This window comes from Pseudomonas sp. AO-1, from assembly GCF_019775695.1.
GTDB lineage: Bacteria > Pseudomonadota > Gammaproteobacteria > Pseudomonadales > Pseudomonadaceae > Aquipseudomonas > Aquipseudomonas parakoreensis.
The window spans coordinates 388696-411068 of sequence record NZ_CP079947.1; the positions used below are offsets into that span (position 1 = coordinate 388696).

General features: G+C 55.3%; 21 protein-coding genes and 1 pseudogene. 7 read left to right on the top strand and 15 right to left on the bottom strand.

Annotated elements, in window-relative coordinates; genetic code table 11:
- Positions 1 to 116 precede the first annotated feature (116 nt).
- From KVQ82_RS01825 to KVQ82_RS01855, 8 genes and pseudogenes are all read right to left on the bottom strand, one after another.
- A complete protein-coding gene (locus tag KVQ82_RS01825; RefSeq protein ID WP_222017757.1) occupies positions 117 to 947 on the bottom strand; it encodes an inositol monophosphatase family protein in 831 nt (276 codons plus the stop codon).
- A gap of 550 nt (positions 948 to 1497) precedes the next feature.
- A complete protein-coding gene (locus tag KVQ82_RS01830) occupies positions 1498 to 2871 on the bottom strand; it encodes a tyrosine-type recombinase/integrase (protein ID WP_260687920.1) in 1374 nt (457 codons plus the stop codon).
- On the bottom strand, positions 2864 to 3370 hold the full coding sequence (locus KVQ82_RS01835; protein ID WP_222017759.1) for a hypothetical protein: 507 nt from the start codon (positions 3368 to 3370) through the stop codon (positions 2864 to 2866). The genes KVQ82_RS01830 and KVQ82_RS01835 overlap by 8 nt, the downstream gene beginning before the upstream one ends.
- Complete coding sequence (locus KVQ82_RS31475; protein WP_260687921.1) at positions 3367 to 4260, bottom strand: hypothetical protein; 894 nt, start codon at positions 4258 to 4260, stop codon at positions 3367 to 3369. The genes KVQ82_RS01835 and KVQ82_RS31475 overlap by 4 nt, the downstream gene beginning before the upstream one ends.
- An 89-nt stretch (positions 4261 to 4349) precedes the next feature.
- Complete coding sequence (locus tag KVQ82_RS31480) at positions 4350 to 5459, bottom strand: hypothetical protein (RefSeq protein WP_260687923.1); 1110 nt, start codon at positions 5457 to 5459, stop codon at positions 4350 to 4352.
- Entirely contained in the window at positions 5460 to 7742 is a 2283-nt protein-coding gene (locus tag KVQ82_RS01845; protein ID WP_222017762.1) for a hypothetical protein, read from the bottom strand. It lies immediately after the preceding gene.
- A gap of 65 nt (positions 7743 to 7807) precedes the next feature.
- Positions 7808 to 8716 (bottom strand): annotated as a pseudogene (locus tag KVQ82_RS01850) (YifB family Mg chelatase-like AAA ATPase); the annotation flags it as partial.
- Between the two features lie 762 nt (positions 8717 to 9478).
- On the bottom strand, positions 9479 to 9739 hold the full coding sequence (locus KVQ82_RS01855) for an accessory factor UbiK family protein (protein ID WP_041071977.1): 261 nt from the start codon (positions 9737 to 9739) through the stop codon (positions 9479 to 9481).
- Between the two features lie 413 nt (positions 9740 to 10152).
- On the opposite strand from KVQ82_RS01855, the gene glnK reads away from it, so the two are divergent.
- The 4 genes from glnK to sutA all read left to right on the top strand — a co-directional run bounded on the left by glnK (position 10153) and on the right by sutA (position 12937).
- Complete coding sequence (gene glnK / locus KVQ82_RS01860) at positions 10153 to 10491, top strand: P-II family nitrogen regulator (protein ID WP_002555808.1); 339 nt, start codon at positions 10153 to 10155, stop codon at positions 10489 to 10491.
- A gap of 37 nt (positions 10492 to 10528) precedes the next feature.
- Positions 10529 to 11866, top strand: a complete 1338-nt coding sequence (locus KVQ82_RS01865) for an ammonium transporter (protein ID WP_041071980.1) — start codon at positions 10529 to 10531, stop codon at positions 11864 to 11866.
- 216 nt (positions 11867 to 12082) lie between these two features.
- On the top strand, positions 12083 to 12508 hold the full coding sequence (locus KVQ82_RS01870) for a secondary thiamine-phosphate synthase enzyme YjbQ (protein ID WP_003229414.1): 426 nt from the start codon (positions 12083 to 12085) through the stop codon (positions 12506 to 12508).
- 102 nt (positions 12509 to 12610) lie between these two features.
- On the top strand, positions 12611 to 12937 hold the full coding sequence (sutA, locus tag KVQ82_RS01875; RefSeq protein ID WP_007951900.1) for a transcriptional regulator SutA: 327 nt from the start codon (positions 12611 to 12613) through the stop codon (positions 12935 to 12937).
- A gap of 252 nt (positions 12938 to 13189) precedes the next feature.
- On the opposite strand, the gene KVQ82_RS01880 is transcribed toward sutA, so the two are convergent.
- Genes KVQ82_RS01880 through KVQ82_RS01905 form a run of 6 tightly spaced genes read right to left on the bottom strand, consistent with a single transcriptional unit; the run spans position 13190 to position 17799 of the window.
- Positions 13190 to 13897 carry an HAD family hydrolase gene (locus KVQ82_RS01880; RefSeq protein ID WP_222017764.1) on the bottom strand — a complete coding sequence of 236 codons (708 nt, stop codon included), beginning with the start codon at positions 13895 to 13897 and terminating at the stop codon, positions 13190 to 13192.
- On the bottom strand, positions 13894 to 14793 hold the full coding sequence (gene xerC / locus KVQ82_RS01885) for a tyrosine recombinase XerC (RefSeq protein ID WP_222017766.1): 900 nt from the start codon (positions 14791 to 14793) through the stop codon (positions 13894 to 13896). The genes KVQ82_RS01880 and xerC overlap by 4 nt, the downstream gene beginning before the upstream one ends.
- A gap of 2 nt (positions 14794 to 14795) precedes the next feature.
- Positions 14796 to 15521, bottom strand: a complete 726-nt coding sequence (locus tag KVQ82_RS01890; RefSeq protein WP_222017767.1) for a DUF484 family protein — start codon at positions 15519 to 15521, stop codon at positions 14796 to 14798.
- A 13-nt stretch (positions 15522 to 15534) separates the two neighbouring features.
- Positions 15535 to 16365 carry a diaminopimelate epimerase gene (gene dapF / locus KVQ82_RS01895; RefSeq protein WP_086792396.1) on the bottom strand — a complete coding sequence of 277 codons (831 nt, stop codon included), beginning with the start codon at positions 16363 to 16365 and terminating at the stop codon, positions 15535 to 15537.
- A gap of 3 nt (positions 16366 to 16368) precedes the next feature.
- Positions 16369 to 17616, bottom strand: a complete 1248-nt coding sequence (lysA, locus tag KVQ82_RS01900; RefSeq protein ID WP_086792394.1) for a diaminopimelate decarboxylase — start codon at positions 17614 to 17616, stop codon at positions 16369 to 16371.
- A 9-nt stretch (positions 17617 to 17625) separates the two neighbouring features.
- The gene (locus tag KVQ82_RS01905; protein WP_007911098.1) at positions 17626 to 17799 is read right to left on the bottom strand and encodes a lipoprotein; all 174 of its coding nucleotides are present in this window, start codon (positions 17797 to 17799) and stop codon (positions 17626 to 17628) included.
- A gap of 329 nt (positions 17800 to 18128) precedes the next feature.
- On the opposite strand from KVQ82_RS01905, the gene cyaY reads away from it, so the two are divergent.
- The 3 genes from cyaY (at position 18129) to rnk (ending at position 19362) form a co-directional block, all read left to right on the top strand.
- On the top strand, positions 18129 to 18455 hold the full coding sequence (gene cyaY / locus KVQ82_RS01910) for an iron donor protein CyaY (protein WP_041071991.1): 327 nt from the start codon (positions 18129 to 18131) through the stop codon (positions 18453 to 18455).
- A gap of 2 nt (positions 18456 to 18457) precedes the next feature.
- The gene (locus tag KVQ82_RS01915; protein ID WP_108184178.1) at positions 18458 to 18673 is read left to right on the top strand and encodes a DUF1289 domain-containing protein; all 216 of its coding nucleotides are present in this window, start codon (positions 18458 to 18460) and stop codon (positions 18671 to 18673) included.
- 269 nt (positions 18674 to 18942) lie between these two features.
- Positions 18943 to 19362, top strand: coding sequence for a nucleoside diphosphate kinase regulator (gene rnk, locus KVQ82_RS01920; RefSeq protein ID WP_041071993.1), 420 nt, complete (start codon positions 18943 to 18945; stop codon positions 19360 to 19362).
- Between the two features lie 7 nt (positions 19363 to 19369).
- On the opposite strand, the gene KVQ82_RS01925 is transcribed toward rnk, so the two are convergent.
- Positions 19370 to 22213 carry a class I adenylate cyclase gene (locus KVQ82_RS01925; protein ID WP_222017769.1) on the bottom strand — a complete coding sequence of 948 codons (2844 nt, stop codon included), beginning with the start codon at positions 22211 to 22213 and terminating at the stop codon, positions 19370 to 19372.
- Positions 22214 to 22373 lie beyond the last annotated feature (160 nt).

Below are 22373 nucleotides of genomic sequence, written 5' to 3' on the forward strand. Positions count from 1 at the left end.
CATATACCGCTCGGAGAGTTCCCCGTCCTGTGTGGCACGATTGGGTGACCCCGTGGAGTTCAATTACTCGCGTAGAGCATGGTTTTGACCGATCCTGATGGTCAATCGTCAGGTTTCTAATCAATAGCGTTAAAACCCCCGAGCACCAGATTCCATTCACGAGCTTTCAACTCGCGACATGCTGAGGGTGATCCACCAAAGCAGCGTTGCGAAACTGCCGTCATCTGTGCCTCTGTCGCATAGCGAATCTCGGACCCATTTTCATCCAGTAAGACGCCTCCGGCACCTCTCAACAGCGCATGACCAGCCACAACATCATGCGCTGAAACAGCGTAGAGAGAGATGCCGCAAATTCCGTCACCCGCAGCCACTCTTGCCAGTCTGTACGCGATCGATGGCATTGCATGGAAATGTCCTGGAGCACACAGTTCACGATTGAGTTCTGGCTTTGTCACCGCTGCTGCACTCACCATGATCGTGCTCTGATTCGAAAGCTGTTTATTCTCGAGGCGTACAGACACTGCTCGACCGTTGCGAATCAAATGGGGGGTGCCCTCAGCCCAACCGATGCAGTCGGGGCGCCCCTCAGAAGTCACTGGTGCGTATACGACCCCCATCACGGGAGTGGTGTTATGCAGTAGCCCCACTGATATCGCTGATCCCTTCATGCCATTCAAAAAATCACTGGTGCCATCGTTAGGGTCTACAACCCAACACCACGACTGCCCTGTCAGAACGTGCCCGGTCTCTTCGCCCCAAAAATCGCAGTCGAACACGCTGAGAAGTTCTGGCCGCAAAAAACATTCGATTTCGACATCGATCGCGGCCTTGTCACCAATGCCTCGAGGTCCCTCTGGAAGACTCCACTCGGCCGCGAGGAGAGCGCCTGCGTGTTGAACGATCTCTGTTACTTGAGCAAGTAGTTCAGAAAGATTTGGACTATGCATAAGGCTCCTCAAGGCTGATAAACCGCTCAGGGAATGTCTCCAAGGCTGCTGTGGCGCATGATAGGCATGCTGATTGCAATTCGCATCGTCTATAGCAAGTCGTTCCATAAACGCCTACATCGATACCCCCAGGATCATCATGAGAAGACCAAAGAAGATACTTTTAAAGCTTAAGCAGATTGTCGAATACAGGCGGATAGCCCGCTCTGTTCTGGAAAAGCGGTCTCTCAAACAGAGCAGATTCTTGGAACGCGCAGCAAGCTATGACCGAGATTTTGAGCCAGTTGGAGGCCTGGCTGGTGCAAGCAAACATTCGCCTAAATACATATCTGCAGAAGATAAGGAGGCCTGACAATTCTCTCCAGCCTCAGGGCCGGCATGCGACTTTAGCGAATTTTACGCCAATGGTTAACGAGGGGGGGGAAGCGATTCGGATAAGCTAATCGCTGTGCAATGTACGTGAACGGCCACTCGACAATATCGGCCCTGATCTCATTTGCTCTTGATTTTGGTGTGCTAGTAAGAGGTTGGTAGTTCCAAATAACGCTTGTTAGGCCGAGTGCTGAAGCTCATTTAGATATTCGGATATCGTATTCAGCAGCTCATTAACTGATGATGAGGAAAATCCCGCTTTTATTTCTGCTTGGGCCATTTTGACAGTTTGTAGTAACGATGAAAGGTGCTCGCTGCGGATTGCCGCCTCCACAACTTCTTTTCTGTTGGATATATCTGAGAAAGCAAGATGTATGTAGTTATCTAAAGAATTAATGTTTGTGTGACCTGTCCATTGTTGCACCTCACGTTTGAAGGATTCAGTGTTGATTAGTAAGTTCCTGAACTCATCTGAGTTGTTAAAGTCATGCTGAATAATCAATTTTATGAAATATTGAGTGATGAAGCGATGTCTGTACATGTGCGGAGATAAGCGCTCATTGATGCCAGCTAGTCCTGCCAGCTCTGAGATCTCTTGTGTGATCGTATTTGGCATAAGGCCCTTTCCAGTACGTGCACTGATAAACAGCAAGCCATCGTCCTTAACTCCCAGAGATTTAATTTTTGGGAGTCGGTTAAATTCAATATAAGAAACGATGAATTTCAAATCCGGAATTGAGATGGGCAAGTATCGATGATGGATTGAGTTTCCGCGCTTTTTCGCCGTCATCAATTTTAAGCCGATGGTTGGCTCATGAAGTGCTGCATATACATCATGCGTCGTTATCGAAACCAGTTCAGAACGTCGGCAACCAGTATGGGCAAGTAGTTTAAGCATGACGAATCTACGCTTTCTGAGAAATAGGTCCTCAGTACCAGCGGCCGCGTCGATAATGGCATTAGAATGAGCCTCAGTAATCGGGAATCTTTTCTTATCAGGAGATGGTTCAGGAAATGAACGGTGATGCCAATAATATTTGGTGATGCGCTTTCTTCCCTTCCCGATATCTATTTCAGTTTTTCTTTTTTCAGCTTTGATCACTCCATCTTTACCGACAAACTCATCTCTACCGGTGATCTTTCCGATATAGGCCAGTAAGTCGATACAGTTCTTCCCTATCGTAAGTATTGAAGTTGTCGACCGAAGTGCGTGTGTCGTAGACAATGATTTCTTGTCGTTAAGCAACGTCTGCATGAATAGTATAAAAAGGCTATCGGTCATTTGCGCAACATCAATAGCGTTATCCGAACAAAAACGTAGTAAATGGCTTATATTACCTGCATAGGTTTTTAATGTTCCGCCTTTGTTGTTACGCGACAATCCTTTTTTATAAAGAGAATGCATGTAACAATTAGAATAGTGGCACCATGTGCCGTTAGGATAACGAAGCATTGGGATGTATGAAGCTGAGTTGAAAATATAAGTTTGATCGGAAAGTAGTGCTAAGGGCAACTGAAAGCGCTCTGAAGTCAAACGATAAAGTTTAGTCATTGGCAGTGGCCCTGGGATGTTTCAATAGCGCATAAATTTCTGATTGTTGTTTTTCGCAGAGCTGAACATTTACTATATTGTTTGTCTTCTTGGCGTACGCTCTCGCCTGTTCCATGCTTGTTTCTAATGCGATGGTGTAGCAAAGGATTTCTTCGTTGAGAAACTGTATTTCTCTTTTGAGGGCAATGACGTCATCTTTTAGCGTTCTAGGTTTGTCTTGAGCAGAAATAACAGCCTTTACTGGCGAAAATGATTTTAATGCCGAAATTCTTGCATGGTCCATAGCCTCAAAGCCTCCTGCAAGGAAGCAATCCGCACGGGTTTTCAACGTGTTTAAAGAGCATGGATAGATATTATTATCCGGAGCTGAGTATCCAGATAATGAGCCTTGTGATTTTAAGAAAGCTCCTGTTGATGACTCTCGGTATTTGTGTGGATGAGAGGCAATATCGAGAAGTAAATCGTAGAGGTTGATTGTCGAATGAAGTTTTTTGCTCATATTGATTTTATCAGCTTTGTTACAAGTCTATAGGTAGTTACGTCGTCTACTTTAATAAAATGCGGCTCGACGGTCAGCGAGTGGTTTTCGATTAGCATTTCCAAGTAGATTTCTACTTCTTGAGAATCCAATATGGTGAATTCAGATGTTCCAAAATGTGAAAATAGAGCTTCCGCGAGTTCATTGGATACCTCTTTGTCGCCAGCCGCTAAGGAGTCTGCTAGGTAAGCTGCTTTTACTCCGCGAAGTACTTCTCCAGGAGTCGCTTCAGTAATGTAATGATAGAGGTGCTCAAGATCCGCATGGCCCAAGAACCATCGTAATGTGTCAAGACCACCAAACGAATTGCCCCAAAAAAATATCATCGAAAAGCCGCGCCTGAGTTGGTGCTGGCGAAAATAAAATCTTGATCCTTCGCTGTTTCGAGGTACCTCAATATAGTCGCAGAAAAAATCAATGCTTCTATTGTATGCGGGCGAATGTAAGCTCTTTTTTAGTCCTTTTGCATATCTGTCAGGTGGGGCGAACAAATAAGTACGTTCAGTGATTAATTTATTTTTGAGCAGCAGGCTTTGGAAGTTTTCCAAGGTTTCAATAATGTGAACCCCGATACTTGGAATGGGTCTCTTTAAAACTTGTTTATTGGATAAAAATCCGGACTTTGCGTTAAAAAAAACTAAATTGCGCTTTGATTCATCAAGGCACTCAAACGGCATCAGGCTTGTAAGTTCCGATTGGCGCCGCGCCATCAGTAATCCGATGATTAATTGCGCTGCGCCATAATATACTCGTAGCAGTTCCCACAGCCCCTCGTTATTGCGAAGTCTCTTAAAGTATTCCTGAACTTTGTTTTCTCTAAGTTCTTTAGAAAGTTTTTTGCCAGCCAGCATCTTGGAGCTGAGACTCCAGCACTGTACTCCTAATTCAGCTAAACGAGGTGCGATAGCTTTGCGAACCCACCAATCCGAATCCGGATCATTTACGCTCTCACCATACTTTGCTTGAGCAGCAATAACAGCAGAAGCAGATTGGAAAATGTCATCCCGTACTCGTAAATAAAATCGATAGCCTTCTGCAGAGCGGGTAATAGGATGCTCGGCCTCAATGTCTTAAACCGCATGGTTTGCGCTAAATTTAGGTGCGCTTTCAAAGAACTCAAACTGAGCGTAGTAAAAGCATGACTGGGAATTTCAATTCCTAATTCTGGAAGTTTGTTTATCGCCATAAAAGTTGCATAATATTTGGTAAACTGTCGATCTGACATCGTATCTTCATTTGCCGCGCGAACGCTAACTACATTGTACTCAGTTGTCATCCCTGGATAAGGAGCCAGATTTAGCTCAGGTAAAGCACTTTTTATAGCTCCCCCCACAAGGGTGTTTTTATAGATTTGTGATGCCAGTCGGGTGATGTTTACCGATAACCTGTACCCTGAGCTAAGAATGGGATTGTAATAATCGTTCTCGTGTAGCCATATTTTGACTTTAAGAGTTTCGCTAGGCGAAAGGCCATACGCTGTTTCATTTTGAATCATTAAAAAATAGAGATCGGGATTTTCTTCAGCGAAACGTAAAACAATCTGATCGCTACACTCACTGGATCTTCTTAGGAAATCGACCACGGTTTGCCGCCAGTTATAGACCCCTTCGGCAATTTTCTCCGAACTCGACAACTGATAAAAAAACGATGCGACATCGTTTTCTGTTAGAAGATTCAATCCATGGCTGGCGAGCTTAAGGCGCGAACTGTTCAGCAAAAGGTAGTCAATGATGTTTATCGCTCTTCGCGTGTTAGCGTACGCGGTGATACTGCCTGGTTTTACCCCTTGATTTAAATTTTGGGTATTCTGAACGGTTATCCAGTTTTTGAACAATTGCAGTAATTTTTTGTTTTTGGGGTCGGAAAGTTTAGACCCGTCCTCGAGCTCTAAGTTGAAATTTATACAAAATCTATGCCCGCGCGCGAAATCAAAGCACCATGTATTGGAATCAAAGTCCGAGGTCAACCATTCGCTTTCAAACCGAGTTTTCTGAGAGGGGAACATTTCTTCCAGAAAGGCCAATGCGTGAATGTTTTCGTTCGCGCTCATTTAAGTGGTTATCCCTAGTTTGTTTTTAGCGTTAGAGAGTGCAAGCTGAATGTCTGGTCGATCACTAAGGCATGAGTCAACGTGAGTGATAATTTTAGAGCTGAGATCTCTCCAAAGACTTGATTGTAAATGGCTGCTAGATTTGTACTTTGAATCATTAAGCTTTAATAGTTCTTCAAAAATTTGTTCATTCAATGATACCAATATAGAGCTGTCGGGCTGCGCCTCGCTAAAGCGAGTGGTTGATTCCTCAGGGGGGAGTTTTATCGAGTGGTTTAATAAAAACTCCTCTACCTGCTCTAAGCTGTCAAAACCTGAAGCCTTCAGTTTGTATGGGCTCCCATTCATCGCTTCGATAATTATTCCTGCTTGAAAAATTCTAATCCATCGATCCTGAAAGAAATCCCAAATGGGTGCTGGGAGATAGCGAGCTAACAACGATGGATCAAATGATTTATGGCCAAGAGCTTCGGACATTTTTTTTGCGCTTTTTGATTCTAAATAGATAATTACTCCAGCGGTCGCGCGAATTGTGGAGAGATTAGCGCGTTGTGCGAGGTACGTAGCTTCAGCATGATTTAAGTTCGTGTATTTTTTTAAGCCGGATACGAGTCTTTCTATTGGGATGGGTGATGTGGTAACCGAAGCTAACTTTGGTCGTTGAAATTTGCCGAAGCTTCTAACTGCGGATAATAATAAGTATCTGTAATTATCATCTCCAGTAGATTGCAGGTATCGTCTGCCGTAGTCGGTGACGTCGATTATTTGTTGAACAAGATATGCACCGTACTCGCAAAGGCTAATAACCTGCTCAGCTTCACGGTGCCCTCTACGGAGTTTGTACCCAACTAATTGATACCCGTTGTCGGTTGGAATGAAACCGATTTTTTTCCCATGCTCATCATATATCTCCAAGTTTTCCAAGAAGCCAACGGTGATTTTTGGATACATACTTACGAGTAGTAGGCAGTGTGGGTACAATGAGCCTGTTGTTGCTAACCCTAGCTCATATGCTGTTTCTGAAAATGGCGAAGCAAAAATTTGGACAGCTCGCTCCATTATATATGAATAGGAGTGCTCTTCGATATTTCGTGCTGCATTAGCAAAGCACGCGGGATTCTTGCGATCTCTCATCCATTGAATTTGGCCTCCCTCGTTTTCTCCAGATCCACCGATCCAGCGCAGTGTTCCATTCGGTGCTTCTCGCAGTCGACGATTTAGTCTGGCATCTAGATCTGCGACTTCAGCTTTAGCCCAGGATGTTAAGTCGTTCATTGATGAGTGTAGGCTGTCAAAGATGTGGTAGATAGCCGCTTGGTCGGTAATCTCTAGTGGAATATCGTGCAATAATTTTGAATGAACGAGTGTTCCATCATTTCCAGTGCTGATTCTTGAAGCCGCATCGGTATAAAGTCTCTTTGGTAACACGGGTAATCCAGCATACCCCCCACTTAGTAGAGATGCTGGAATGAGTTGGTTGCGCACAAAAGCTGAGAATTGTACATTCCAGGCCGATGCGATGGTGCTTAGTTTCTGGCCTTTTCCGCTATCATATGCTGTTGTAACGTAATACTTCACAAAACGATCCCAGAATTCGCTCATGAACACGTCTGAACTTAAGTGTGTAGGTGTGATATCTGATGGTTGAGTCTCTATAAAATGTCCTAAATTCGATAGCAATGGCATTGCTCGATAACGCCTTCCTGATAGGAAAATCTGAGTTTCAGAATAGAGTTTCCTTGTAAAGTCGGCACCAAGCTTTCGGTAAAATGCCCATAAGGGAAGAAAATGCGTCCCTCCAGAAACATTTAGCAACGGCCACCCTCGCCAATATTCTATTTTTCTGGGGCATTGTTCTAAGCTATTCAGCACACTTATGTATTTGTTTATTGCTTCGATAGTCAAGGGGAATGAATAATCTTTCTTGATGGGGTATTTCTCTGATAGGAAAGGAATTATTGATATGAAAAACCTCGCTCGTTGGGTGCGAAGTTGCGGAGTCGTTTCAATATGTTTTTCTGAGTATAAAAAACCTAGGAAGCCTTCCGCCACTTTTCGGAATTTCGATTGCGATCGCGGAGTTGCCAGCTGACGGGTTATCTGGAGGTAGCACTCAAAACTTTTAAGCGTAATCTGCTTCACGGATGAACATAGCCGACCACGGCTCGACGTTGCGTCGGTAAATATTGCCCTTTGGTATTCATTCAGCTGCTCATACGGATAGTGATCATAATGGACCCCATTTGAGAAGATTGGCAACGATTCTACGGACGGAAATGTCATGGTAAACCCTTGATCTGACGGTCAAAATTCGATTTTTGACAGCCAAACCTAAAAAGTCAAAACACGAGCTCGTCGAGAAACAGCACGCCGTGGTGAGCGAGGGTGATTTCGCCAGGTTGTGGTTTCGAGCTGCCACCGACCAGCGCCGGCCCCGATGCAGAATGGTGCGGTTGACGGAATGGACGCTGCGGCCAATGAGTCAGCGGCACACCGCTGGCGACCGATTGAATCGCCGCCACTTCCAGCGCTTCGGATTCGGACAGGGGCGGCAGCAGGCCTGGCAAGCGACTCGCCAACAACGTTTTGCCAGTGCCCGGCGGCCCGCTGAACAGCAGGTTGTGTGCGCCCGCCGCCGCAATCAGCAGAGCCCGTTTCGCGGCCATCTGTCCTTGCACCTCATTGAGGTTGGGATAAGGTTTCGCCGCGTGGATCAGCCCGTCCGAGACATAAGGCTCGACCGGAGTATGTCCGTTGAAATGCGCCACGGCTTCCAGCAGATGATCCACCGCAAACACTTTCAGGCCCGAAGCCAGACAGGCCTCCTCGGCATTCGCCCGCGGCACCACCAGTGCCCGCCCGGCCTTGCGCGCCGCCAGCGCCGCTGGCAACACCCCGCGCACCGGCCGCACCGCGCCGGACAGCGCCAGTTCACCGAGGCATTCCACCTCATCCAGCGTGAGACACGGCACCTGCACACTTGCCGACAGAATCCCCAAGGCAATCGCGAGATCAAACCGCCCGCCATCCTTGGGCAAATCCGCCGGCGCCAGATTCAGGGTGATCCGCCGCGCCGGAAACTGCAGCCCGGAATTGATGATCGCGCTGCGCACCCGATCCTTGCTCTCCTTCACCGCCGCCTCGGGCAGGCCGACCATGGTCAGCGACGGCAGGCCGTTGGCCAGATGGACTTCGACGGTAACGGCAGGTGCATCCACGCCTATCTGGGCGCGACTGTGGACGATGGACAGGGACATGGTCGTTCCTTGAGCTGAATCGGGGGCCGCTTCCTGCGGGTTTTTGAAGGGTAGTCGGGGAAAGGGGAGCTGGCGGGCGCGAACTTTCACTGGATGTTGCGGGAGGAGGTCAACCAATTTCGAGGCGAAAAAAAACCGCCTTGAGTAGACGGTTTTCAGTTTGCAGGCATCGGTGAGGCCAAGGCCTGCGTATCCTTTGCGGACACACTCACGTGCGATCAGGTTATGCATGTTTGCTCATTGGCGCAAGTATCAGATGGACTTGAAGGGGGGCAACGGTCCTGTTGCTAGCGCATCCTAACGACTTGATACAAGTTGTTTAAGTCGCTTTCTAAGGTCTGTCATAAAGTCCGCAATGACGATGCCCACTCATGAGGTATTCGCGAAGTGTGGCCGGGAGCGCAAAGACTTCATGTTCCTCGACACGGTGTGAGACCCGTGCCGGTGTTGTATTCGGGGAACCCACACCCGGCCGCCTTGGCGGACACACTCACGTGTAGTCCCGAAGGTGTTCGTACGCCGGAAAGTGCATCGGAGGTTTGGCCCCACGCAAGGAGGGCCAAAGTATGTCTAAGTTTCTTAAACATATGTGGCGCCTCGTCAGAATCGCGTTATGGGCTTTTCGCCTGTACGAGTTTCTGCGAGACCGTTGGAATAATTCGTTGTAGAGGATTGATCTGACGGAAACCGCTCCTGCCTCGGCGGGGGCGGTTTAATGTCTACTCGCAAACTTGAAGGCGTCTCGGCCCAGGGGCTGCAGTCTTACTCGGCCGGCGGCGTCAGCCTGGCTTCCAGTTCTGCGACTTTGGCTTCAAGGCTTTCAAGGCGGGCGCGAGTTCGAGCCAGGACGACCATCTGGCTATCGAATTCTTCACGGCTCACCAGATCCAGTTTGCTGAAAGCACTTTGCAGCAGCATCTTGAACTGGCTTTCGATTTCGGCTTTTGGCAGCGGGGTGTCGCCGCTGAACAGGCGAGAGGCAGTGCCGCTCAGGGCGTCGAGGAAGTCTTTGGGCGCGAGCATGGAATGTGTCCTGTAAACAGTGGCGCGCAGTGTATCACGCAGTGTCTATAGTCATTGACGCAGGCCCGGATGCACGCTTTTCGCGCAAGCGGACGGACGGCAGCGCACCGTTGTTGTGCGTAACCGTCGGGCGTTTTTCGTGCAAACGCCTGCGGCAGCGGCCAAGGGACTGAAATCAGAGGAATTTGGCGAGATGGCAAGCTTTCTGCTTAGTCGGTAGTGACCCATGCACTGATGCAGTCGCTGTGACGAATGCAGTGCGGCAGGCGGAGCGGGGAGTTTCGCCGGCAGCGGTTAGCTGGCGTCAGTCGGGCAGGTAAGGCCGACGATGCGTTACAAAGCCAGGCACTGCGCTTAGACTTGAGTCGGGTTTGTTTTCCTGGGGCAAGTCCACCAATTCGGGAGAGAGTTTCATGAAGCTAGTCACTGCCATCATCAAGCCGTTCAAGTTGGACGACGTGCGCGAGTCGCTGTCCGAAATCGGCGTGCAGGGCATTACCGTTACGGAAGTCAAAGGCTTCGGCCGGCAGAAGGGTCACACCGAGCTGTATCGCGGCGCGGAATATGTGGTCGATTTTCTGCCCAAGGTGAAAATCGACGTGGCCATCGACGACAAGGATCTGGATCGGGTTATCGAGGCGATAACCAAGGCGGCCAACACCGGCAAGATCGGTGACGGCAAGATCTTCGTGGTCAATCTGGAACAGGCGATCCGCATCCGTACCGGCGAAACCGATACCGACGCGATCTAAACGCCGCCACAAACCCAACGCCCCAGGAGAAAACAATATGACTCTGCGTAAATTCGCAGGGCTAGGCGCCCTGTTGTCCATCGTAATGCCCGGCCTGGCCATGGCGGCAGATCCGGTGGCGCCTCCAGTCCTCAATTCCGGCGATACCGCCTGGATGCTGACCTCCACAGCCCTTGTGCTGTTCATGACCATTCCCGGCCTCGCGCTGTTCTACGGCGGCATGGTTCGCTCCAAAAACATTCTTTCGGTGATGATGCAGTGCTTCGCCATTACCGGTCTGATCAGCGTCCTGTGGGTCATTTATGGCTACAGCATCGCGTTTGACACTACCGGTATGGAGCAAGGCGTCGTCAACTTCAATTCCTTCGTCGGCGGCATGGGCAAGGCCTTTCTGGCCGGTGTCACTCCGGCGAGCCTGACCGGCCCGGCGGCGTTGTTCCCTGAGGCGGTGTTTGTCACCTTCCAGATGACCTTCGCGATCATCACCCCGGCGCTGATCGTCGGTGCGTTCGCCGAGCGGATGAAATTCTCGGCGATGCTGATTTTCATGGGCGTGTGGTTCACCCTCGTCTATGCACCGATTGCACACATGGTCTGGTCCGGCAACGGCGGCCTGTTGTGGGACTGGGGCGTACTCGACTTCGCGGGCGGCACCGTGGTGCACATCAACGCGGGTATCGCCGGCCTGGTAGCGTGCCTGGTACTGGGCAAGCGCAAAGGTTTCCCGACCACCCCGATGGCGCCGCATAACCTCGGTTACACCCTGATGGGTGCAGCGATGCTGTGGGTCGGCTGGTTCGGTTTCAACGCCGGTTCCGCCGCTGCTGCCAACGGTACTGCCGGTATGGCGATGCTGGTTACTCAGATTGCAACCGCTGCTGCTGCGCTGGGCTGGATGTTTGCCGAGTGGATCACCCACGGCAAGCCAAGTGCACTGGGCATCGCCTCGGGTGTGGTTGCCGGTCTGGTTGCAATCACTCCAGCGGCTGGCACCGTGGGCCCGATGGGCGCACTGGTGATCGGTCTGGCGGCGGGTGTGGTGTGCTTCTTCTGCGCCACCACCCTGAAACGCAAGCTTGGTTATGACGACTCCCTGGACGCATTCGGCGTGCACGGTATCGGCGGTATCCTCGGTGCGATCCTGACCGGTGTATTCGCTGCACCGTCGCTGGGCGGCTTCGGCACCGTGACCGACATCGCGGCGCAAGTGTGGATTCAGTGCAAAGGCGTCGGCTTCACAGTGATCTACACCGCGATTGTCACCTTCATCATCCTCAAGGTGCTGGACGCCGTGATGGGTCTGCGTGTGACCGAGGAAGAAGAATCGGTTGGCCTGGACCTGGCACAACACAACGAACGCGGCTACAACCTGTAAGTACGCGCATCGAAAAAACTTGCCCGGCTTGCCGGGCATTTTTTTGTCCGGGATTTGTCATTGAGAGAGCAACTGAAAGGATTTTTCGTACGGCTTTCGTCGTGTTTACGATGGGCATTTTTCTGCGGCCAATGGCTTACATCATTGCAGGAATATTAGGGCCTTTGTTTTTTCCCAGAGCGCGCTAGAATGCGCCCCGAACGTGCGGAGAACTGTATGTGGCAACAGACTCTGATAACCCTGCGGGCACGGCCCCGGGGCTTTCATCTGGTAACGGACGAGTTACTCGCCGGCCTGCCTGAACTCAAGGCGTGCCGGGTCGGTCTGTTGCATTTGTGGCTGCAGCATACCTCGGCGTCGTTGACCATCAACGAGAACGCCGATCCGGCGGTCCGTCGCGACTTCGAACGATTTTTCAATCGTCTGATCCCACAAGGAACAGACGGCTATGAGCATAACGACGAAGGCCTGGACGACCTCCCGGCGCACTTCAAGGCCAGCGTGCTTGGCTGCCAGATCAGTCTGCCGGTATCGGCTGGGCGTCTGGCTCTGGGAACCTGGCAAGGCGTTTATCTGGGCGAGCACCGTGATCATGGCGGTGCCCGTAAAGTCCTCGCCACCTTGCACGGTGAAGGGGCGTAAACCGCTGGTCACCAGCGGTTACCGATTTTTTTCCGGCGACTTTCGACAGTCGCCAAAGCTGGTCTATAACTAATCTGCTTTTCGCAAGTCATGAGGTAGAACATGAGCGACGATGATCTGGAAAACGACGACCTCGAAGTAGGCGACGAAGACGAGGCCGAGGACGGTCTGGAAGCAGCAGCGGAAGACGTTGCTGAAGACGATGGCGGTGACGATACGCCGGCCCCGGCTGCCAAAGGCAAAGCCAAGGCTGCGGTGTCGGTCGACGAGTTGCCGAGCATCGAAGCCAAGAACAAGGAGCGCGACGCCCTGGCCAAGGCCATGGAAGAATTCCTTGCGCGCGGCGGCAAGGTGCAGGAAGTGGAGGCCAACGTGGTCGCCGATCCGCCCAAGAAGCCGGACAACAAGTACGGCAGCCGCCCTATCTGAGGCGTGCCACTTGCTTGCTGAAAAAGCCCGCCGTCGCTGCGGGCTTTTTCATGCCTGGAACAAATACTCCAGACGCGCCGCGATCCCTTTTAGGGGTGAGCCTTGTGGTGAGGGGATTTATCCCCGATGGGTCACGAAGCGGCCCCTAATGCAGCACGCCCCACAGTCCTGACACACCGCGCAAGATGACTTCACGGCTGCTGCGCAACCGATCGGGGATAAATCCCCTCGCCACAAAAAAGCGGTTGTGTGTCAGCAGGCGGTGGCATTCCAACGTGCGAGAACGGCCGGCAAATCAGTCAGGCTACGAATCTCGGCATCCGGCTGACGCTCCGCTTCCCAGACCTTGCCCGCCGGGTTGAACCAGATCGCGCGCATGCCCGCTTGCTGCGCGCCGGCAATGTCATCGCCTGGATGATCGCCGATATGTACGGCGGTTTCGGCTGTGGCACCACCACGCTGCAACGCCTCGTGAAACAGCCGCGCATCCGGCTTGGCAATACCGATGTCTTCGGCGCACAACGCAAACTTGAAGTAATCGGCGAGCCCGAGGCGGCGCACGTCAGCGTTGCCATTAGTGACCACGCCGAGGGCGTAGTGGTTGGCGAGGATTTCCAGGGTGGGTTCGACCTCGGGAAATACCGTGATCTGGTGCCGTGCCTGCAGGAACACTTCAAAACTTTTGTCGGCCAGATCCGAAGCTTCGCCGTGGGCGTACCCGGCGTCTTCCAGTGCGTGGAACAGCACCCGCCGGCGCAGCGCGCTGATGCGGTGCTTGAGGCCCGGTTCGCGGGTCAGCACCCGTTCGCGAATCGCCCACAGATGCTCCACCGGCACCGCGCCCAGGTTCGGTGCGTGTTCGCTCAGCCATTCGCGCAATACCGCTTCGGCGCTGACGATCACCGGCGCGGTGTCCCACAGAGTGTCGTCGAGGTCGAAGGTGATCAACTGGATGTTCATGAATCGTCGCCTTTGCTGCGTTTGGCCCGTGGGTGGGTGCTGTCGTAGACCGCCGCCAGGTGCTGGAAGTCCAGGTGGGTGTAGATTTGCGTGGTCTTGATGTCCGAGTGGCCGAGCAGTTCCTGCACCGCGCGCAGATCCTGCGAGGATTCCAGCAAGTGGCTGGCGAAGGAGTGCCGCAGCATGTGCGGGTGCAGGTTCTGCCCCAGCTCGCGCTCGCCGGCCAGTTTCACCCGCACCTGAATCGCCCGTGGACCGAGGCGTCGGCCTTGCTGGCTGACGAACACGGCGTCGTCGGCCGGGTTGGTCATGGCCCGCAGCGGCAGCCATTGCTCCAGTGCTTCGCGGGCCTTTTTGCCCACCGGCAGCAGGCGGGTCTTGCTGCCCTTGCCGAGCACCTGAACCATGCCGTCGGCCAGATCCAGCTGATCGAGGTTGAGCCCGGTCAGCTCGGACAGGCGAAGGCCCGAGGAATAGAAGAGTTCGAGAATCGCCTGATCGCGCCGCGCCAGAAAATCATCCTCGACGGCACCTTCCAGCAGTTGCAACGCACGGTCGGTGTCGAGGGTTTTCGGCAGGCGCCGTTCGCCTTTCGGCGGCGCCAGACCGGTCGCCGGGTCGTGGTCGCACAGACCTTCGCGATTGAGGTAGTGATAGAGCCCGCGCACCGCCGAAAGCAATCGGGCGAGACTGCGTGACGATTGTCCCTGAGCATGCAGCCGGGCGATCAGGCTGCGCAGACGCTGAATATCCAGCGCCGCCCAGCTGCCGATGTTCTGCTTGATGCACCAGCCGAGGACTTTATCGAGGTCGCGGCGGTAGGCCGACAGGGTGTGCGGCGACACCTGTCGCTCACTGCGCAGGTGTTCGCAGTAGGCGTCCAGCTGTCGTTCCATGCTCAGCGTACCGAGCGCAGTGAGCTGTTGACCCGTGGCAGCACGCGGCCCATGACTTCGGCGATGTAGCTGAGAAACAGCGTGCCAACCGAACTCTTGTAGTGCTGCGGATCACGGCTGGCGATGGCCAGAATACCGTGGATGCCTTGGTGGCTGATGGCGACCACGGCGGTGGAGCCGATCTGCTTGCGCTGCTCTTCGCCGAACAGGAAGTCCAGCTCATGTTCACGCAGAGTGCCGCTGACGCTCTTGCCTTCGGTGAGCAGACCGCCGATCGCGGTTTGCGCGTCGGCATGAGTCACCCAGCGGCCAACCGGTACCGGGTTGTCGCCGAGCAGGATCAGGCTGACAAAGGGCACCTGGAAATCCTGACGCAGACTGTCTTCGACACTGATCACCACGTCTTCGAGGCTGGCGGCGTCCATCAGCGACAGAATCAGGCGACGGGTCTTGTCGAACAGCCGGTCGTTGTCGCGGGCGACGTCCATCAAATGCGAGAGGCGATGACGCATTTCGATGTTGCGGTCGCGCAAAATGCTCATCTGCCGTTCGACCAGCGATACGGTGTCACCGCGCTGGTGGGGAATGCGCAGGGCGGGCAGCAGTTCTTCGTGCTCGACGAAGAAGTCCGGATGAGCCTCCAGGTATGCGGCAACCGCTGCCGCCTCCAGGCTCTCGGACGCTGATTCGTCGGACTGTCGGGCGGGTACCTGAGGCTTATCGGTCATGGCTTCTGCTCACTCAAAGACGCACTTGTCCTTCGTATACACGCACTGCCGGGCCGGTCATCAGCACCGGATGGCCGGGGCCTGCCCATTCAATGGACAGACGCCCGCCGGGCAGGTCGATCAACAGCGGCGAATCCATCCACCCCTGGCTGATGGCCGCGACAGCCGCGGCGCAAGCGCCGGTGCCGCAGGCCTGGGTCTCCCCGGCGCCGCGTTCCCAGACGCGCAATTGCGCGCGGTGACGGTCGATGACCTGGATGAAACCGACGTTGACCCGCGCCGGAAAGCGCGGATGGTGTTCGATTTTCGGTCCCAGTTCATGCACCGGTGCGGTATTGATGTCCTGCACGCGCAGCACCGCATGGGGGTTACCCATCGACACGGCGGCCAGTTCGACCGTGGTGCCGTCGACTTCCAGCTGATAGCTGGACGCCTGCGCCGGTGCGTCGAACGGGATGTCCGCCGGGATAAGGCGTGGTGCGCCCATGTTCACGCCGATCTGGCCGTCGTTACGCACATCCAGCTCGATGATGCCGCCCTTGGTCTCGACGCGAATCTGCCGTTTGGCGGTCAGGCGTTTGTCGAGCACGAAGCGCGCGAAGCAGCGCGCACCGTTGCCGCACTGTTCGACTTCCGAGCCATCGGAGTTGAAGATCCGGTAACGGAAATCCACGTCCGGGTTGCTCGGCGCTTCGACGATCAGCAACTGGTCGAAACCGATACCGGTGTGCCGGTCGCCCCATTGCTTGGCGTGCTTGGGCTGAATATGCGCGTGCTGGCTGACCAGGTCGAGAACCATGAAGTCATTGCCCAGGCCGTGCATTTTGGTAAAACGCAGCAGCATGGGTTACTCCGGCAGCAGGCTTTCGCCGGCAAACAGCTCGGCCACGGTTTCGCGGCGGCGCACTTCAAAAACCTGATCACCGTCTACCAGCACTTCAGCGGCACGGCCGCGGGTGTTGTAGTTGGAACTCATCACGAAGCCATAGGCGCCGGCCGAATGCACGGCCAGCAGGTCGCCTTCTTCCAGCGCCAGCTCACGATCCTTGGCGAGGAAATCGCCGGTTTCGCAGATCGGGCCAACCACGTCGTACTGGCGCGCGGCGCTGTCACGCGGCTTGACGGCGGTGACGTCCATCCAGGCCTGATACAGCGCCGGGCGGATCAGATCGTTCATCGCCGCGTCGACGATGGCGAAATCCTTGTGTTCGGTGTGCTTGAGGTATTCGACCTGGGTCAGCAGCACGCCGGCGTTGGCGACGATAAAGCGGCCTGGCTCGAACACCAGTGCCAGGTCACGACCGTTCAGACGCTCACGCACAGCCTTGATGTAATCGCCGGCCAGTGGCGGCTCTTCATCGCGATAACGCACGCCCAGGCCACCGCCGAGATCGATGTGGCGCAGGTGAATGCCGCAATCGCCGAGGCGGTCGACCAGGTCCAGCAGACGGTCGAGGGCATCGAGGAACGGCGGCAAGGTGGTCAGTTGCGAGCCGATGTGGCAATCGACACCGATCACTTCCAGGTTCGGCAGGTGCGCGGCACGCACGTACACATCTTCGGCGTCGGCGATCGCGATGCCGAACTTGTTCTCTTTGAGACCGGTGGAAATGTACGGGTGGGTGCCGGCATCGACGTCCGGGTTGACGCGCAACGAGATCGGCGCGCGAACGCCCAGCTCGGCGGCCACCACTTGCAGGCGCTCCAGCTCGTCGGTGGATTCGACGTTGAAGCAGTGCACGCCGACTTCCAGCGCGCGACGCATGTCGTCACGGGTCTTGCCGACACCGGAGAAGACGATCTTGTCGGCGCTGCCGCCAGCGGCCAGCACACGCTCCAGTTCGCCACGGGAAACGATGTCGAAACCGGCGCCGAGACGGGCCAGGACATTCAGCACGCCGAGGTTGGAATTAGCCTTTACGGCGTAGCAGACCAGGTGCGGCATGCCCGCCAAGGCATCGGCGTAGGCCAGATACTGGGCTTCGATGTGCGCACGCGAGTAGACATAGGTGGGCGTGCCGAAGCGGTCGGCGATGGCGGACAGCGCCACACCTTCCGCGAACAGTTCCCCGCCACGGTAGTTAAAAGCGTCCATGGCGATCCCTTATTGGTAAACGTCGTGCTTGTGTGCTTTGGACGGCTGCTTTTGCGAAGACTGGGCTTGCTCGGCCGGGTCCTGATCGTCATCCGGCAGGTACAGCGGGCCTTTTTGACCACAGGCCGAAACGAGGCAGGCAACCGCGACGAGCGCAGCAAGGGAAGAGATCAGGCGCTTCATGGCGAAATCCTTGAAAATGCGTTAATTGCGCCGGAGTATACCGGCCACCCGGCAGCTTGCCTATGCGAGGGGGTTCCCGTCCGGCGGGGCTCTCTGGATAGACTTGAAGCCTTGTGGGAGCGAGCCTGCTCGCGAAGAGGCCGGCACATCCGATATGTTTGCTGGCTGACACACCGCTTTCGTCGGATCGCCGCCCGGAGCCGGCTCGCTCCCACAGGCGCCAGTGCTGGATGGGAAACGGTGCTTGGTCGTTAATCTTTGCAATCGGCCGGCAGCGCCCGTATCTTGCGGCGCTTGAGCCTGACCCGACATTTTTTGAGGTTGCCACAATGAGTTTGTCCGAAGCGCGTTTCCACGATCTGGTCGATGCCACCCAGCAGGCGTTGGAAGAGTTGCTGGAGGATCATGCCGACGATATCGAGATCACGGCCGGCATGATGACCATCAAGTTCGACAACGGCAGCCAGCTGATCATCAGCCGCCAGGAGCCGCTGCGTCAGCTGTGGCTGGCGGCGCGTTCCGGTGGTTTCCATTTCGACTACGACGAAGAGTCGGGCAAATGGAGCTGCGAGAAGTCTGAAGAACTGCTCGGTGAAGTACTGGCTCGTTGCGTTCAGGACCAGACCGGCCTTGAGCTGGATTTCGAAGAGATCTGATCGTGACCGAGGTTGCCCCGCGCCCACCCAAGCCGCTCTACAGCAACGTCAGCCCAGCGGTGCCGTCACCGTGCACTGGCGTTTGCCGGCTGGATGAGCAGAAGGTTTGCCTTGGCTGCTTCCGCCATGTCGAGGATATTCGCGAATGGCGCTCGGCCGATGATGAGCGGCGGCGGGTGATCGTCAGCCAAGCCCGACAACGCCGAATTCAGGCCTGACTCGATCCTGTAGCGAGGGGATTTATCCCCGATGGGTTGCGCAGCGGCCCCAGCCTTTTGAGACTGCTGCGCAGTCTATCGGGGATAAATCCCCTCACCACAAAGTTTCCTCAGGGCTGAGTGGGGCTGTCGGGTGGGTGGCTTGTATATTTTTTGAGCTGTGATAGTGTCCGAACACGCCTCAACCCATCGAGGCCTGGTGAAAACCCCGTCTTTTTTGGCGGGGTTTTGCTTTTTTTGTGTGCAGAAGAAAGGAGTCTGCCCGAATCATGACCGCACCTTCCATCACCCTTACCCGTCTGGACGTACAACGTCTGGAGCGCCTGATCGACAACCTGAACGAGAAAGACCAGGCTGCGCCGGGCGTGATCGCGCTGCAAACCGAACTGGACCGCGCCGATACACTGGTCGGCCACGATGAAGTGCCCGCTGATGTCGTGACGATGAATTCCCGCGTGCACTGCCGCGAAGAAGGCAGCGGCAAGGATTATCACCTGACGCTGGTCTACCCCAAGGATGCCAACGCCGACGAAGGCAAGATCTCGATCCTCGCGCCGGTCGGCAGCGCGCTGCTGGGCCTGAAGGTCGGTCAGCACATCGACTGGCCCGCGCCGGGTGGCAAGACCCTGAAACTGACCTTGCTGGAAGTCGAGTCACAACCAGCCAACGGCGGTGATTTCCGCGAGTGACCCCGCCTCAGATCTGTTCGAGCGCCTCGTTCAGGGCGCGCTCCAGGTCGGCCTTGTAGCGCAAATACAGATTGCTTGAACTCTGCCCGTCACCAAGCAGGCCCGAGAGGTCCAGGTCGGTGATGTAGCAGCGATAGCGCTCGGTCTCGCGGCGCTGTTCGACGATCTCCCGGGCGACCACGCGAAACAGCTGGTCGCCATGTTCGAGCTCGCTGAATTCTCGTTGATTGCAATACAGGGTGACGTGCACTTCGCCCGGTGCGGCTTTGCCAATGATTGCCTGCACATCGTAGAACGGTTTGTTCACCGGGGTTTGCGGCGCCGGCCGTGCTTCGACCCGGCGCGCGCGCCCCGGGCCTGAAGGCAATAACTGGTAATACAAGGTTTCGAGGCTGATCGCCGGGTTGCCGTCCATCGGCAACAGTGCTTCTCGCCGGTACTGAATCGATTGCAGGAAGCGCTGCAGCGGCACCAGCAGGCTCTGTTCGTCGTGATACGGCAGATGCTGTTGCCACAGCGCGTTGAACTCATCCAGCACGTACAACTCGGCCTGTTGTTCGGTAATCCGGTAGAACACCTGAATCGCCTCCGGCTGACCCATGGGCAGAATCAGCGCGAGGTCATGATCCTCCAGCGCCATCGGATCCAGGTGCAGCGGGCTGTAGCGCGGCTGTTCTTCACCCAGATAATCCAGCAGCGCCGGCAAGGTGGCGAGCGCGACATGATTGACCTGGCCCGGCACCAGTTCCAGCACGTGATAGTGCTGTTGCACCTGAATCAGGTAGCGATGATTGAGTTCGCTGAGCAGCAGGGTCTGCGCGGTGTCGATGACTTCTTCGACGCGCCGGGCGATGAACTGTGCGCGGTTGTGGCAGAAGCAGCGCACTTTCAATGACGGCTGCTGCGGGCCGCGCGGCAGGTTGTTGAGGTAGTCGCGCAGGCAATCGAGCAGTGCGTGGGGACCGTCGAAGCGGTTGACCAGCACTTCGTTCCAGCTGTTGAGCGTGACTTGATCGAGGGTCAACACAAGGTTTTCGCGCACCCCGGCGTAACTCAACGAATCGGTGCGCTCGGTGGTCATCAGGATGTTCAGGTCGCGATGATGCTTGAGCGGGTCGACACCGACGTTGACCAGTATCAGCACCTCGCTCGGCATCGCGGCGCGCAGCAGCGGCTCTTCTGCAACGGTTGGCAGGGGCAGGGCGATGCACTGCTGCAGGCTGCCGAGCAGGTTGAACAACTCGAACTCGCTCATGTCGCTGCTGCCGGGATGAAGGGCCAGGCGCGTGCTGCTGTCGATCACGCCGTTGCGATGGCACCAGGTCAGCAGCTCGAGCAACTCGCGGCTGCGCTTGATCGGCGCAAAGTGCTCCCATTCCAAAGCGTTCAGACTGCCGTTGTACAAGCCCCACTGGGTTTGCCCGGGTTCTTTCTTGTTCGGCGACTGCACCAGGGTCAGGGTGTCTTCGGCCAGGTCCGGGGCGATGCCGGGATTGATGAATTCGACCTTGTCGGCCTTGCGCTCGAACGCCGCGTACAGGCGGCGCCCGAGCACGTTGAGATCGCGCTTGTTGATCAGGCTGACGGTCTGTTCGCTGCGGGCGAACTGGGTCAGGAAGCGGTAGCTGTAATTCAGCTCATTGACCAGGGCGCGGCGTTCAGCGCTGACTTGGCGGACTTTCCATTGGCTGCGGCTGTCGAGCAAGGCCAGTTGGCGCTGATCCCAATGCCATTCGTGCGCCAGGCGTTCCAGCAGCGAGCGCTGCCAGCTCTGGGTGCGGCTGCTGCCAGTGAGCTTGCGGTTGACCTTGAGGTACAACGCGCGTCGAACCAGCTCCAGCCGCTCCGGCTCGTTGCGGGCGGTCAGGTACTCTTCAATGCGTCGATACACGACCATGTACGGATCCAGCTCATCCAGATCCAGTTGATTGGCAAACACAGCCTGCTTGTAACGCAGACTCAGGCACTGCACGTTCGGGTGTTCGCTGGCGTAGACCTCGGTCAGCAACAACTTGAGTACCGATTTGTAGGGCGACTCAATGCCCTTGAACAGTTGCCACAGGCCGGCGCCGATGAACTCGCCCGGCGGAATCCTCGCCAAATGCCCGAGATCCAGCGTCTCGTCGGCGCGAATGAAGCGCTTGGACAGCAAAGTGTGGGTGTACAGGTCGTACGCACTTTCTTCGTAGACCGGCACCAGCCACCAGATCGGCGTGCGTCCGCCCAGCCAGATCGCGGTGCGATAAAACTCGTCCAGCAGCAGATAGTGCTGAGTGCTGCCGCAATTTTCGGAGCTGAGTTGGCTGTCGCGTTCGCCTGTGACGAAACGCACCGGGTCGATCAGAAAGAAGTGCGCCTCGGCGCCCTGGGTCGCGGCCCAGGCTTCGAGCAGCTGGCATTTTTTGCGCAGCTCGGCGATCTCGCTTTCGCCCAGATCCGGCGCATGGCAGACCCACACGTCCATGTCGCTCTGATCGGCCTGGGCCAGGGTACCGAGGCTGCCCATCAGGAACAGCCCGTGAATCGGCCGTGGCGGGTTGCTGCCGTGGCGTGGTTTGTAGGAGAACGAGCGAGTCAGGCGTTGTGCTTCGGCGAGGGCGGTAGCGTCCGGTTCATAGTTGGACAGCCCGGCTGGCGTGCTGCCGGAAACATAGCCTGGCAGCAGCGGGTGATTGACGTGGAAGAACAGCGGCAGCAGGGTCAGCACGCCTTGCTGGCGGGTCGACAGACCTTCGAGTGCCCGGCCAAGGCGACCTTCATTGAGCTTGAGAAAACGCGCGCGCAGCTGGCTGAGTACCTTGCGGTCGATGCCTTCGTCCAGATCGGGGCGGATTTCATGGGTACGCGTCATGTCAGCTCAAACCGGCTCGTGGGCTCGGACGAAGAGGGTCTCGGAATGGGAGGCAGTTTAGCCTTTGCACGGCGGGACTTTTAAGCTGAATTTGTTTTTTGACGTCAGATTTTTAGCGCGAGGGCCAGGCAGGCCCGCGGAAATCCCGTGGCAGGAGTTC